This is a genomic window from Mycobacterium sp. 1164966.3, from assembly GCF_001665395.1.
In the GTDB taxonomy this organism is placed as follows: Bacteria; Actinomycetota; Actinomycetes; order Mycobacteriales; family Mycobacteriaceae; genus Mycobacterium.
The window spans coordinates 101,777-115,281 of the sequence record NZ_LZSG01000005.1 but is presented as its reverse complement, the minus strand read 5'-3'; the positions used below and the strand labels follow the sequence as shown (position 1 = coordinate 115,281).

The window sequence follows — 13,505 nt, the reverse complement described above, 5'->3', positions numbered from 1 at the left end:
CACGGGCACAATGGGGGTCGTGAGCTGCGCGCCGGCCCGATCTGCTCAGAAGTGGGGTAACAGCGGGCTGGCCTATCTGACCGGTCTGCCCGACGGCCCACCCGACTTTTCCCGGGCCAACGTGCTTAGTCACGCCGAACGGATCACCGCCGATACGGCCACCCTGCTCGCCGGGCGGGCCGGGTTGCTCGGGCTGACCCGAGGCGGGCGGGTGTCGGCCGGTGGCGCCACCCGGCTGCTGCAGACCCGCGACGGCTGGTGCGCGATCACCCTCTCCCGTCCCGACGACATCGCCGCCGTGCCCGCCCTGCTGCAAGTGGACAACATACCCGACGATCCGTGGCCGGCGCTTACGGCTTGGGCCACAACGAGTTTGGTATCGAAGGTTGTCGATCGGGCCGTGCTGCTCGACATCCCGGCGGCCGCATTGGGTGAGGCTGCACCCGCATCGCCGCGGATTCGCCGCATTGACGCTGCGGTCGCCGGACGCGGGCTGGAGGGCCTCCTGGTCGCCGACCTGTCGTCGATGTGGGCCGGCCCATTGTGCGGAAAACTGCTGGCCCGCGCCGGAGCCACCGTCGTCAAAGTCGAAAGCCGCCGCCGCCCGGATGGCACCCGCGCCGGAAATCGCGCCTTCTTCGACTGGATCAACGGCGAAAAACTGTCCTATTGCCTGGATTTCGACGGCCAGGCCGATGAGCTGCAGCAGTTGCTCACCGTCGCCGACATCGTGATCGAAGGTTCGCGTCCGGCGGCGCTGGCACGGCGCCGACTCGGACCGGATCACATTGCGCCACGGGCAGGACGAATCTGGCTGCGGATCACCGGATATGACGGCGAGCCCGGACGGCCGGCCTTCGGCGATGACGCCGCGGTGGCCGGCGGCCTGGTCGGCACCAGCGTGGACGGACCCGTGTTCTGCGGCGACGCTATCGCCGACCCGCTGACCGGGCTGGAGGCGACGTTGGCGGTGACCGAATCACTGCGCCGGGGTGGCGGCGAACTGGTTCAGGTGGCCATGGCGGCAGTGTCCGCCGCCTATGCGAACTTACCGGCGGTATCGCCCGTCTCGGCGTATCCGGCCCCACCCCCGCTGCCTCCGGCGGCAATCAGGTCAGCGCCCGAGCTCGGCGCCGACGACGACACGGTTCGCCGCCTGGTTGCCGAAAGACGCTGTCTGTCATGCTGATTCAAGGAGCGACGCTGCTCGACGGCAGAATGGTCGACATCCGGGTCGGCGAGCAGATCGAGGAGCTCGGCAGCGGGCTGAGCGCCACGCCAAAAGAGGGTGTGCTCTACGCCGGCGGCGGAACCGTGCTGCCCGGGCTGCACGATCACCACGTGCACGTGCGATCCGCTGCCTCCGCGCTGAATTCGTTTTTCGTCGGACCGCCCGGTGTCAGTACCAAAGACCAACTGGCACAACTATTGTCGAACGCTACGCCCGGCCCAGACGGATGGATCCGGGCGGTCGGTTATCACGAGTCGGTGGCCGGAGAGCTGGACCGCAACGCTCTTGACGCGGTGGTCCCCAACATTCCGGTGCGCATTCAGCACCGCAGCGGCGCGCTGTGGATGCTCAATTCCGCCGCACTGGGCCGCGTCGGTATGAACGAGCATTCCGATGGACGTCTGCGTAGCGCCGACCCTGGCTGGTCAGACGCGGTGCAGCGGCGCGAAACCAACCTGGCGGAACTCAGCCGGCGGATCACCGCGACCGGCGTCACCGGCGTCACCGACGCCACCCCCGACCTCGGCGCCGACGACATGGTCTCGCTGATGGTGGCGCACCGTCGCGGCGAATTTCGGCCGCGGCTGCATTTCCTGTCACCGGGCAAGAAAATCCTGCAGGACGACTGTCTGGACCTGGACTCCTTGACGAATTGGATTGCCGAGCAACACAGTGCCGGCCGGCCGGTTGCCGTGCACTGCGTCACCGCGGCACAGCTGGTGGTGACCATCGCCGCCCTGCGCGAGGCCGGAAGTCATCCGCTTGATCGCGTCGAGCATGCGTCGGTGGTGCCGGACGAGAACCTGAGCGACCTCGCCGATTTGCAGGTTACGGTTGTCACCCAGCCGAACTTCGTCGCCGAGCGCGGTGACCAGTATCTCGCCGATGTCCCGGTCGACGAGCACGGTCAGCTATGGCGGGTGGCATCGTTGCTCAACGCGTCGGTGCCGGTCGCGCTGTCTACCGACATGCCGTTCGGCCACGGCGACCCCTGGACCGCGATGCGCGCCGCGGTATATCGCACCACGCTCAGCGGCGCCGTCCTCAGCGCCGACGAATGTGTCTCGGCGCGAACGGCTTTGGAGATGTTTCTGGGTCGGCCTGATCAGCCGGGACGGGCCCGGACCGTTACGCCCGGGCAGCCGGGGGACCTGTGTGTGCTGAACGAACCACCGGCGACGGTGCTGGCGGAGCTGGACGCCGGCATGGTGGCCGCCACGGTCATCGGCGGCCAGCTCGTTTACTTCGCCATGTGACCGGCGATCAAACCGGATCGCAGGGCATCACATTGGCTCGCAAAGAACCTTTGTGACACTTGGGCTTTCGGAGCCACCAGGTCGAAGCCGTGGAAGACGCCCGGGACCACTTCGACTTGGCACGGTACGCCGGCACTCTTCAGACGTTCGGCGTAAGCGAGGTCTTCGTCATGGAAAAGATCGTTGTCGCCCACGCCGATCCAGGTGGGTGGCAGCCCACTCAGGTCTTCGCATCTGGCCGGAACGGCAACCACCGGGTCGGCGGTGCCGAGATACGCCGTCCAACCGAACCGGTTGGCGCGCGCATTCCACAGCCGGTAATTCGGCTTATCGCCAGAGTCACAACTGCGGTCGTCGAGCATGGGGTACACCAGCAGCTGGAATGCCGGTGCCACCTCGCCGCGGTCGCGGGCCAGCAGCGCCAGTGCCGCCGCCAGGCCGCCGCCGGCACTGGCGCCGCCGATCGCCACTCGCCTAGGGTCGACCGCGGGCAGCGCGGCCAGCCAGGTCAGCGCCGCGTAGCAGTCCTCCAGCGGCGCCGGATACGGATGTTCCGGCGCCAGACGGTATTCGACCGACGCGACGGTGATGCCCAGCCTTTTGCTGAAGCCACGGCACACCCGGTCGTCCTGCCGCGCGGTGCCCATCACGAATCCGCCGCCGTGAATCCACAGCAGGGCGGGCACCGGTTCGGCGACTCCGATCGGCCGGAACAGCCGGACGCCGGCCCCGGATTCCAGGGTGAGCACCTCGACATCGTCGGATGGTCCGCGACCCCGGATCCGCTCGCTCAAGATCCGAACCAGGGGCAACGTCCGCGGACCGATCAGTTGGCGTGGGGCGATGCGCGCAATGCGACGCAGATCAGGGTGAACATCCGTATTCGAAGTGGTCGACACCAGTCCAGTATGCGGGCCGGCCGACCGGGTGTGAGTGCCGCCTGCGGGTGATTGGGGGTTTCGAGGCCGGGGTAAAGGTACGCCATTGGATGGGAGGGAGGGCGGATGCTGGGGCACCTCTATGACCGGGCGCTGGACGGCGAGCGATGTTGGATCCGCCATGACGACGGTATGGTCCACCCGTTGCCCGCGCATCGCTGGCTGGGCAGTCGAGTCGGCCAACAGGGGTGTGACGATGAAGCGTTCGATGCGGCGGTGACGCACATGTGCATCGCGCCGACCATCGAGTTAGGTTGCGGCCCTGGGCGTTTGGTGGCAAGGCTGATCCGGCGGGGAATACCTGCCCTCGGCATCGACCGGTCTGCGACGGCCATTCGCTTGGCGGACCGCGAGGGTGCACCGGCGCTACTGGGTGACGTGTTCGACGCGCTGCCCGGTATCGGCAGTTGGCAGACGGTATTGCTGGTCGACGGCAATGTCGGTCTGGGTGGGGACCCGCGGCGGATCCTGGGTCGGGCCGCCGAGTTGTTGGCAACCGGCGGCCGGTGCGTCGCCGAGTTCGACATCGAAGCCATCGGCATCTGTGCTCGCTGGGTGCGGCTGGAATCGGCGAGCGGCGTGGGACCATGGTTCAGGTGGGCTTCGGTTGGCGCGGACAGCGCGGGCGCGCTGGCCGCGCAAGTCGGTCTGACGCTGGCCGGCATCCATCTGATCGGCGGCCGGGTGATCGCCAACCTGGTGGCCCGGTAAGCGAATACGGCTTCCCCGGCGGGCTTTGGCGGTCGCTAGAGCGTCATCCGCCGCCAGGCCTGCGGCGTCCGGCGCGGTGGCGCAGCCCGCTGCGTGGTCCGTGGCTGACGTCGGTGTTCGGTCTGGTCTTGCTGGTGACGTTGCCGATCATCATCGTCACCGGCCTGTTGTCATATGCGGCGTATTCGCCCCAGTTCGGGCAGGCCATCCCCGCCGACGTCGGCTGGCTGCGCCTGCCTTCGTTCTCCTGGCCCACCCGTCCGTCGTGGCTGTACCGACTGACCCAAGGCTTGCATGTCGGGCTGGGTCTGGTGATTATTCCGGTGGTCGTGGCCAAGCTGTGGTCGGTGATCCCACGGCTGTTCGTCTGGCCGCCGGCCCGCTCGGTCGCTCAGCTGCTCGAGCGGTTGGCGCTTTTGATGTTGGTCGGTGGAGCGCTGTTTCAGATCGTCACCGGTGTGCTCAACATCCAGTACGACTACATCTTCGGATTCAGTTTCTACGACGGCCATTATTTCGGGGCATGGGTCTTCATCGCCGGCTTCCTGATTCACATCGTGCTCAAGTTGCCGCACATGATCACCGGGTTGCGGTCGCTACCGTTCCGAGAAGTGTTGCGCACCAAGGTAAACGACACTCATCCACAGCAGCTGGACCCCGCCGGTCTGGTGGCGGCCGCGCCGGCCGAACCAACGATGAGCAGGCGCGGTGCACTGGCATTGGTCGGCTCCGGGGTGTTGCTGATCGGGGTACTCACCGTCGGGCAGACGGTCGGTGGGGCCGCCCGCAGCACCGCACTCTTGCTGCCGCGGGGGAGGGGTCGCGATTTTCCGGTCAACAAGACGGCCACGGCCGCGGGCATCACGCCGGAGAACGTCGGCGCTAATTGGAGGTTGACGCTGCGCGGCGGGCCGTCGGAGGTGGTACTCGATCGCGAGATGCTGTGCGGGCTTCCGCAACACACCGTAAGGCTGCCGATTGCCTGCGTGGAAGGGTGGTCGACGGTTCAGAGCTGGAGCGGGGTGCCGCTGGCCGAGTTGGCCCGCATGGCCGGGGTACGGTCACCGCGCTCGGCGCGGGTGACATCACTGCAAAAAGGTGGCGCCTTCGGCCGAGCGATGCTGCAAGCCAACCAGATCGGTGACCCCGATGCGCTGCTGGCGTTGCGTGTGAACGGCGCCGATCTGCCGATCGACCATGGCTATCCGGCCCGGGTGATCGTTCCCGCGCTTCCCGGCGTGCACAACACCAAGTGGGTCACATCGATCGCGTTCGAGGTGTGAAATGCCAAGACTGCGAGAGTATTTCGCCCGACACTACGGATCCCGTCCGTTGCATCTGCTGACCATGGTTGTCGGGTTCGCCCTGTTCGGCTACGTGCTGGCCACTTTCAAGCCCGGCACATTGTGGAATTCGGGCAGCTGGTGGCAGTCGATAATCGTTTGGTTCGCCGCCGCCGTCATCGTCCACGATCTGTTGCTCTTCCCGCTCTACGCGCTGGCCGACCGAATAATCGGCGCCCGGCTACGGCAGCTCCCGCCACATCGGCAGCCGAAAGTGCCTGCTCGCAACCACATTCGGATTCCTGCCCTGGCGGCCGGACTGACATTGCTGATCTTTCTGCCTGGGATCGTCCGACAGGGAGCTCCCACGTATCTGGCCGCTACCGGAGAGACCCAGCAGCCGTTTCTCGGCAGATGGCTTCTGCTCACCGCATTCATATTCGCCACCAGCGCGGTCGCCTACGTGATTCGGCTTGCCGTGGCGCGTCGAAAACGGCGCCGGAAGTGTCCGCAGGGCGATGCTAGGCCCGAATAGCAAATGGGCCAGGAGCTCATAGCTGCACAAATACATATCGAGCAAATCACATAGGCGATCAAATTTTCGCCGACGCAGATTTGGTGTCCGCAAACGTGGTTGCCGCCATCCGCGTGGGGGTACGCTCCGAACCATGACGGCGACGGGACCGCGCATGAAACCCTGTATGAGATGGTTGCTGCGGGCCCGGCCCGCCGATTATATGCTGGCCCTAAGCGTTGCCGGGGCTTCGCTGCCGATCGTGGGCAAGCGCCTTGAGCCGCTTGGCACAATCACCGCGATCAGCGTTTGGGGAGCCCGGCACGCGCCGGAATTCGCGGCTGCGGCGGCACGCGGCTGGCTGACTCCAGGCGCCAAGGACGTCAAGGAAGACCGTCGCCGCGAACGCGAGAGCACCCACGAGGTCTCCGTCACCGCATTGCGTGGCGTCGTGTCCTCGGCGGACCTGGACGCCGAGTGGCCCACTGCGGAGCGCACGCCCCCAATCTGGGAGGCACTGCGGCAGCGCCGGCATCTCTATCGCCGCGGCGTCCACTACGGCGACAGCCCCGCCCAGATGCTCGACGTCTGGCGCCGCAAGGATCTGCCGACCCAACCTGCCCCGGTGCTGATCTTCGTTCCGGGCGGTGCCTGGGTGCACGGCAGCCGCACCCTGCAGGGGTCCGCGTTGATATCGCATCTGGCAGAACAGGGTTGGGTGTGCCTGGCGATCGACTACCGCGTCTCGCCGCACCACCGCTGGCCGCGGCACATCGCGGACGTCAAGACTGCCATCGCCTGGGCGCGCGCCAACGTCGACAAGTTCGGCGGTGACCGCAATTTCATTGCGGTGGCAGGTTGTTCGGCCGGAGGGCATCTGTCTGCGCTGGCCGGACTGACCAGTAACGACCCCGGTTTCCAGGCCGCGCTGCCCGAAGGTGCGGACAGCTCGGTGGACGCGGTGGTGGGGATCTACGGCCGCTACGACTGGGAAGACCGTTCCACACCGGAGCGCGTCAGGTTCGTCGACTTCCTGGAGCGGGTGGTGGTGAGGCGGTCGATCGCCCGGCACCCGGAAGTGTTCCGCGCTGCGTCCCCGATCGCCCGAGTGCACCGAAATGCGCCGCCGTTCTTGGTGATTCACGGCAGCAAGGACACCGTCATCCCGGTGGAGCAGGCCCGCAGCTTCGTCGACCGCCTGCGTTCGGTGTCCAGCTCGCTGGTCAGCTATGTTGAGCTGCCGGGGGCCGGTCACGGCTTCGACCTGCTCGACGGACCCCGGGCGGGTGCCATGGCACACGCGACGGCTCTGTTCCTCAATCAGGTGTATCGCAACCGCACGCAGTTCGCGAAACGGGTTATCTGAGCGCCAGCCGATTGTAAGGTTCCCGTATGAGTAGGGGCCTGCGGTGAAACGGCTCAGCGGGTGGGACGCGGTACTGCTGTACAGCGAGACGCCCAACGTGCATATGCACACGATCAAAGTGGCCGTGATCGAACTCGACGAGGAGCATCGCGGCTTCGGTATCGACGCGTTTCGTCAGGTGATCGCGGACCGAATGGACAAGCTGGTGCCGTTGGGCTATCAGCTGGTCGACGTCCCGCTGAAGTTCCACCACCCGATGTGGCGGGAGAACTGCGAAGTCGATTTCGAATACCACATCCGCCCCTGGCAGCTCGCCGCGCCGGGCGGCCGTCGGGAACTCGACGAGGCGATCGGACAGATCGCCAGTACGCCACTGGACCGGGCCTACCCGCTGTGGGAGATGTACTTCGTCGAGGGTCTGGCCAACCACCGGATCGCGGTGGTGGTCAAGATCCACCATGCACTTGCCGACGGAGTGGCATCGGCGAACCTGATGGCCCACGGCATGGACCTGATGCCCACACCTCAGAGCGGCTCGTACACCCCCGATCCGGCGCCCAGCAAGCGGGAGTTGATGACTTCCGCGTTCGTGGACCATTTGCGGCACATCGGACGAATCCCCGCCACGGTCCGCTACACCGCGGAAGGCGTCGGCCGAGTGCGGCGCAGCTCCCGCAAATTCTCACCAGAACTGACTCGGCCGTTCACCCCGCCGCCAACCTTCATGAACCATATGCTCACTCCTGAGCGCCGATTTGCCACTGCCACAATGGCATTCGCCGATGTCAAGGCGACGGGCAAGCAGCTCGGCGCGACCATCAACGACATGGTGCTGGCCATCTCGAGCGGTGCGCTGCGCACCTTGCTGTTGCGGTACGACGGTAAGGCCGAACCGCTGCTGGCGTCGGTCCCGGTGGCCTACGACTTCTCGCCGGAGCGGATCTCCGGAAACCGGTTCAGCGGAATGATGGTGGCGCTGCCGACCGACTGCGACGACCCGCTGGAACGGGTGCGTTACGCACACGAGAACGCCGTGTTCGCCAAGGAAAGCCATCAGTTGCTGGGGCCGGAGCTGATCAGTCGCTGGGCGGCGTACTGGCCGCCGGTGACGACGGAGGCGCTGTTCCGGTGGATGGCGGGGCGCGACGGACAGAACAAGGTGCTGAACCTGAACATCTCGAATGTTCCCGGCCCTCGCGAACGCGGGAGAGTGGGCGGCGCGCTGGTCACCGAGATCTATTCGGTGGGCCCGTTGACCGCAGGCAGCGGCCTGAACATCACCGTGTGGAGTTATGTCGATCAGCTCAACATCTCGGTGCTCTCGGATGGTTCCACGGTCAAGGACCCGCATGAGGTCACCGACGCCATGGTTGCCGACTTCGTCGAAATACGCAGGGCTGCTGGGCTTTCCGAAGAACTGACGGTGGTCGAGACCGCCATGGCTCCGGCATGATCAAGGCCTAAGCCGCCATTACACTGACCGGCCGGTTCGTCACGCCGGCCGACCGTTACCATCTGCACTGTGAGCGACGAAGCTAACACTGAACCCGAGGTCCTCGTCGAGCAGCGGGACCGGATCCTGATCATCACCATCAACCGGCCCAAGGCCAAGAACGCGGTCAACGCGGCGGTCAGCCGCACGCTGGCCGACGCCATGGACCGCCTCGACGGCGATAACGGCCTTTCCGTAGGAATCCTGACCGGCGCGGGCGGCTCGTTCTGCGCGGGCATGGATCTCAAGGCATTCGCCCGCGGCGAGAACGTCGTCGTCGAAGGCCGCGGCATGGGCTTCACCGAACGTCCACCCGCCAAGCCGCTGATCGCCGCGGTGGAGGGATATGCACTGGCCGGCGGGACGGAGCTGGCGCTGGCCACCGACCTCATCGTGGCAGCAAAGGACTCCGCGTTCGGTATTCCGGAAGTGAAGCGCGGGCTCGTCGCCGGCGGTGGCGGACTGCTGCGGCTGCCGGAACGCATCCCGTACGCCATCGCCATGGAGCTTGCTCTGACCGGTGACAATTTGTCCGCCGAGCGCGCGCACGAGCTCGGGCTGGTCAACGTTCTGGCCGAGCCTGGCGCGGCCCTGGACCAGGCGATCGCGCTGGCGGAAAAGATCACCGCCAATGGGCCGCTGGCGGTGGCGGCCACCAAGCGGATCATCGTCGAGTCCCGAGGATGGAGCCCGGAGACCAGGTTCGCCGAGCAGATCAAGATCCTGGCCCCGATCTTCATGTCCAATGACGCCAAGGAAGGCGCGATCGCGTTCGCCGAGAAGCGTCCGCCCCGCTGGACGGGGACATAGCCTGCCGAGCAGACGCAAAATCCACCATTTTGGGCCGAAATAGGGCGACTTTGCGTCTGCTCGCCACTAACCCGTCAGATACCGCTGCACGGTAGGGCCCAGCCAGGTGACCAGATCCTCGATGCTGGTCGACGCGATCGGCTCGATCTTCAGCTGGTAGCGCGCGAACGCCAGCCCGGCCAGGTGACTGGCCACCAGCTCGACCCGCAGCTCGGCGTCCGTCACACCGAACTCCGTGGCGACCCGCTCGGCCATCGGGCCGGCGAGGCTGTCGTGCAACACTTTTCGCGCCTGTGGGTGGATGGCCGCCGATCGCCATAGCGTCAGCAGCGGCTCATAGGCGGCACCTTCGTCCCAGTGTTCGAGGAAGCGGCGAACCAGCCGCGCCCCGACGTCTTCGGTGCCCTCGTCGAGCAGTGTGGCCAGGTGGTGCAGCGGGTGCTCGGGTCCGGTCAGCGCCGACGCCGTGAACAGGCCCTCCTTGCTGCCGAAGAAGTAGTAGACCATCGCGACGTCAACCCCGGCGTCGGCGGCGATGGCGCGGACGGTGGCCCGCTCGTATCCGTCGTGCATGAAGCGTTCGCGCGCCGCGTCGATGATCCGCTGCCTGCTCTGTTGACCAGTGCGCCAGCGGCCGCTGCGCCGCCCCTCTGACATGCACGTCAGCATACTTCAACAACTGTTGACCAATGCCGAGCCGCAGGCGTACATTCCTTTCTTGAACGGAGGTTGAAGAATATGGTTACCAACACGCATGAACGACGCCTTTGGTGGCGCCACCTGCTCTCGGTCCTGGTCGCACCTGTCACGATGACGCTAGTCATCCCCGCGCTCATCGTGATCCCGGACGGCGTGCGGTTGCCGGACCTCGACTCACCCGCGTCAATCGCGCTTGCGGTCGTGGGGGTCCTGCTGATCGCCGGCGGCCTGGCCGTGATGGTCTGGACGATCGTGCTGTTCGACCGCATTGGCAAAGGCACGCTCGGTGTGGGCCCGGTGCTGGGCGAGCCGGTACACCTGGTCGTGCGCGGCCCGTACCGGCACGTCCGGAACCCGATGATCACCGGGGTGCTCTGCGTCCTGCTGGGCGAGGCGGCGATCACCGCATCCGGCTGGCTGCTCGGCTGGTTCGCAATCTTTTTCGCCGTTCTGGCGACCGTGATCCGGTTCTGGGAAGAGCCACATCTGGTTCAGCGCTACGGAGCTGAGTACGTCGAGTACCGGCGCAACGTTCCGCGCTGGATTCCCCGGATGTCGCCCTGGCGGTGACCGGGCGGGCGGTAACGCCCCTCGCGATCATGGGTTACACTACGGCCTAGATTTGTAAAGGCCAATAATCCAGAAAGATCGCGGATGAGCGTTTCGTTGCTGCTCGAGATGGCGGCGTCGAGCAACCCCGATCGCACGGCTGTCGTCGATGGCGACTTGCGGTTGACCACGCAGCAGCTCAGCGACCTTGCCGACGGCGGCGCGGGTGTCATCGCGGGTTCCGGCGCTCGCCACGTCGCCTACGTCGGCACCGGCGGTGCGATGTTGCCGGTGCTGATATTCGCCGCGGCGCGGGCCGGCCTGGCCTTCACCCCGATCAACTACCGGCTGTCCGTCGAGGGCATCCAGAACCTGGTCCGGCGGTTGCCAGAGCCGCTGGTGATCGTCGCTAGCCGCTATCGCGAGGTGCTGGGCGACGCCGCGCAGCGGGTAATGCTCTCCGACGAATTCTTGACCGCTGCGCACAGCGCCGGCCCGGTCGCCGAATTCCCCGACCCCGACGCCGTGGCGATCGTGCTGTTCACCTCAGGCACCACATCGCAACCCAAAGCGGTCGAGCTCTCGCACAACAACCTGACCAGCTACGTCACCGGCACAATCGAATTCGAGTCGGCAGATCCCGCGGACGCCGCGCTGATCTGCGTGCCGCCGTACCACATCGCCGGCGTGGGCGCTGCGCTGTCGAACCTGTATGCCGGCCGAAAGATGGTTTATCTGCCCAATTTCGATGCGCAGGAATGGGTTTCGCTGATCAACGCCGAGCAGGTGACCACCGCGACGGTGGTGCCCACCATGCTGGACCGCATCGTCTCCGTTCTGGAGAGCGGCCACCATGAACTGCCCTCGCTGCGCAACCTGGCCTATGGCGGCTCGAAGGTCGGTCTGCCGCTGGTCCGCCGTGCGCTGCAGCTGTTGCCAAACGTGGGCTTTGTCAACGCGTACGGCCTGACCGAGACGAGCTCGACGATCGCTGTGCTGACCCCGGACGACCACCGCGCCGCGCTGGCCGCGTCAGAGCCAGCCGTCGCCAAGCGCTTGGGATCGGTGGGGCAACCGGTGCCCGGCATCGAGCTGCAAATCCGCGGCGAGGACGGCACCATCCTCGGCCCGGGTCAAAGCGGTGAGCTGTTCGTGCGCGGCGAGCAAGTCTCCGGCCGCTACACCGGGGTCGGTTCGGTGCTGGACGAAAATGGTTGGTTCCCAACGAAAGACATCGCCGTCCTGGATGCCGACGGCTACCTTTTCATCGGCGGACGCAGCGACGACACTATCATCCGCGGCGGTGAGAACATCGCGCCGGCGGAACTCGAAGAAGTGCTGGTCGAACACCCGCAGGTGCGCGACGTCGCGGTTGTCGGCGTCGAGGATCCGCAGTGGGGCCAGGCGATCGTCGCGGTGGTGGTGCCGGCCGACGGTGTCGAGCCCGACCCCGACGAACTGCGCGAGTACGTCCGCGAGAGCTTGCGCGGATCGCGCACCCCGGACCGGGTAGTGTTTCGCCACGAGCTGCCAACTACCGCTACCGGCAAGGTACTTCGCCGGGAGATCATCGAAGAGCTAGAAGGACTACACGCATGATCAAGAACGGAACCCGTTTGGCCAGCCAGGTCTGCGACACCCAGGTGATCGTGGTCAGAAGTGCCGACAGCCTTGACGACCTGCGCTGCGGCGGAGCCCCGATGGTCGAGATCGGCGGCGAACGGAAGGGCGAACTCGACCCCGCCTTCGCCGACGGCACCATCATGGGGAAACGCTACGTCGACGAGACCGGCGCCGAGGTACTGGTGACCAAGCCGGGCGCGGGGAGCCTGAGCATAGGCCAGACGGCACTTCAGCTCAAAGAGGTCAAGCCGCTACCGGCCAGCGACTGAGCCGGCGCCGGCAGGAACCTGCCGTGACACGAATTCCCTTGCCTTGATTAGGAATTCGAGCTGTTCGGCAACCTGGCGCAGCGGGAGCACGCTACGCGTCGAGCGGCACAGCACAATTGCGCCCTCCATCGCGGAGATCGACATCACCGCAAGCGAGGCGGCGTCCGTGTCCGCGAAGCCCTCGGCAACGAACGCGCGCGTCATCGCGGTACACCACCGGCCAAGGATGGCGCCCGCCTCGGCGGACAGCTCTGGTTCGTCGTCGGCGCCGCAGCCGATCGCCGCCGCCACGACGGGGCAGCCGGCGTTGAAGTCTCCGTCGATCAGCAGTCGTTCCCAGAACTTGACGTACTCGCGCAGCAGGACCTTGGCACCCCGATCGACGGCCTCGTCGATGGTGGCGGTGATGGAGTCTCCGGCGTAGCGCAGCGCTTCGGCAAGGATCTGGATGCGGCCCTCAGGAAAGTGGTAGTACACCGAGCCGCGCGGCGCGCCGCTGCGGGCGAGCACCTCGTCGATTGTGACGCCCGCCGCGCCGCGTTCGCGCATCACCTCGGCCGCGCTGATCAGCATCTTCGTGCGGGTGTCGCATCGCTTGGCCGACGCGCCGTCCTTGGCTGACCTCATGCAGCGTGAGACTGTCGCAGGGCCGGCCAGTGCACATTGCGCCGATTGAACCAAGTTGGCCGGCGCCGCAGGTCGGGCATCTCTCGCGTGTAGTGATAGCCGGCCACGTTGAGGTCGAGGATCCACATAGCTTCTCC

The 13,505-nt window shown here is 66.3% G+C and carries 14 protein-coding genes; 11 read left to right on the top strand and 3 right to left on the bottom strand.

What is annotated here, in order from left to right; translation table 11 throughout:
- Nucleotides 1-10: 10 nt before the first annotated feature.
- Both A9W99_RS02505 and A9W99_RS02500 read left to right on the top strand, forming a co-directional pair.
- On the top strand, nt 11-1,189 hold the full coding sequence (locus A9W99_RS02505; protein ID WP_067372863.1) for a CoA transferase: 1,179 nt from the start codon (nt 11-13) through the stop codon (nt 1,187-1,189).
- Nucleotides 1,183-2,487: an amidohydrolase family protein gene (locus tag A9W99_RS02500; protein WP_067372861.1), complete on the top strand. Its 1,305-nt coding sequence runs from the start codon at nt 1,183-1,185 to the stop codon at nt 2,485-2,487. The genes A9W99_RS02505 and A9W99_RS02500 overlap by 7 nt, the downstream gene beginning before the upstream one ends.
- Here the strand turns inward: A9W99_RS02500 and A9W99_RS02495 are convergent.
- Nucleotides 2,472-3,386, bottom strand: coding sequence for an alpha/beta hydrolase (locus A9W99_RS02495; RefSeq protein ID WP_067372859.1), 915 nt, complete (start codon nt 3,384-3,386; stop codon nt 2,472-2,474). The genes A9W99_RS02500 and A9W99_RS02495 overlap by 16 nt on opposite strands.
- 105 nt (nt 3,387-3,491) lie before the next feature.
- Between A9W99_RS02495 and A9W99_RS26390 the strand changes: the two genes are divergently transcribed.
- From A9W99_RS26390 to A9W99_RS02465, 6 genes are all read left to right on the top strand, one after another.
- Complete coding sequence (locus A9W99_RS26390; RefSeq protein WP_067372856.1) at nt 3,492-4,136, top strand: methyltransferase domain-containing protein; 645 nt, start codon at nt 3,492-3,494, stop codon at nt 4,134-4,136.
- A 59-nt stretch (nt 4,137-4,195) separates the two neighbouring features.
- A complete protein-coding gene (locus A9W99_RS02485; RefSeq protein ID WP_067373515.1) occupies nt 4,196-5,419 on the top strand; it encodes a molybdopterin-dependent oxidoreductase in 1,224 nt (407 codons plus the stop codon).
- A gap of 1 nt (nt 5,420) precedes the next feature.
- Nucleotides 5,421-5,954, top strand: a complete 534-nt coding sequence (locus A9W99_RS02480; RefSeq protein WP_067372853.1) for a hypothetical protein — start codon at nt 5,421-5,423, stop codon at nt 5,952-5,954.
- A 133-nt stretch (nt 5,955-6,087) separates the two neighbouring features.
- Nucleotides 6,088-7,299, top strand: a complete 1,212-nt coding sequence (locus A9W99_RS02475) for an alpha/beta hydrolase (RefSeq protein WP_067372850.1) — start codon at nt 6,088-6,090, stop codon at nt 7,297-7,299.
- A gap of 43 nt (nt 7,300-7,342) precedes the next feature.
- On the top strand, nt 7,343-8,752 hold the full coding sequence (locus A9W99_RS02470; protein ID WP_067372847.1) for a wax ester/triacylglycerol synthase family O-acyltransferase: 1,410 nt from the start codon (nt 7,343-7,345) through the stop codon (nt 8,750-8,752).
- Nucleotides 8,753-8,821: 69 nt separating this feature from the next.
- Complete coding sequence (locus A9W99_RS02465; RefSeq protein ID WP_067372844.1) at nt 8,822-9,601, top strand: crotonase/enoyl-CoA hydratase family protein; 780 nt, start codon at nt 8,822-8,824, stop codon at nt 9,599-9,601.
- Between the two features lie 66 nt (nt 9,602-9,667).
- Here the strand turns inward: A9W99_RS02465 and A9W99_RS02460 are convergent, their stop codons facing one another.
- Complete coding sequence (locus A9W99_RS02460) at nt 9,668-10,258, bottom strand: TetR family transcriptional regulator (RefSeq protein ID WP_067373513.1); 591 nt, start codon at nt 10,256-10,258, stop codon at nt 9,668-9,670.
- An 81-nt stretch (nt 10,259-10,339) separates the two neighbouring features.
- Here A9W99_RS02460 and A9W99_RS02455 point away from each other — a divergent pair, with 81 nt between their 5' ends.
- The 3 genes from A9W99_RS02455 (at nt 10,340) to A9W99_RS02445 (ending at nt 12,741) form a co-directional block, all read left to right on the top strand.
- On the top strand, nt 10,340-10,870 hold the full coding sequence (locus tag A9W99_RS02455) for an isoprenylcysteine carboxylmethyltransferase family protein (RefSeq protein WP_067372841.1): 531 nt from the start codon (nt 10,340-10,342) through the stop codon (nt 10,868-10,870).
- Between the two features lie 84 nt (nt 10,871-10,954).
- Nucleotides 10,955-12,448, top strand: a complete 1,494-nt coding sequence (locus A9W99_RS02450; protein WP_067372838.1) for a class I adenylate-forming enzyme family protein — start codon at nt 10,955-10,957, stop codon at nt 12,446-12,448.
- A complete protein-coding gene (locus A9W99_RS02445) occupies nt 12,445-12,741 on the top strand; it encodes a hypothetical protein (protein WP_067372835.1) in 297 nt (98 codons plus the stop codon). The genes A9W99_RS02450 and A9W99_RS02445 overlap by 4 nt, the downstream gene beginning before the upstream one ends.
- On the opposite strand, the gene A9W99_RS02440 is transcribed toward A9W99_RS02445, so the two are convergent.
- Nucleotides 12,724-13,368 carry a TetR/AcrR family transcriptional regulator gene (locus A9W99_RS02440; RefSeq protein WP_253869537.1) on the bottom strand — a complete coding sequence of 215 codons (645 nt, stop codon included), beginning with the start codon at nt 13,366-13,368 and terminating at the stop codon, nt 12,724-12,726. The genes A9W99_RS02445 and A9W99_RS02440 overlap by 18 nt on opposite strands.
- Nucleotides 13,369-13,505 lie beyond the last annotated feature (137 nt).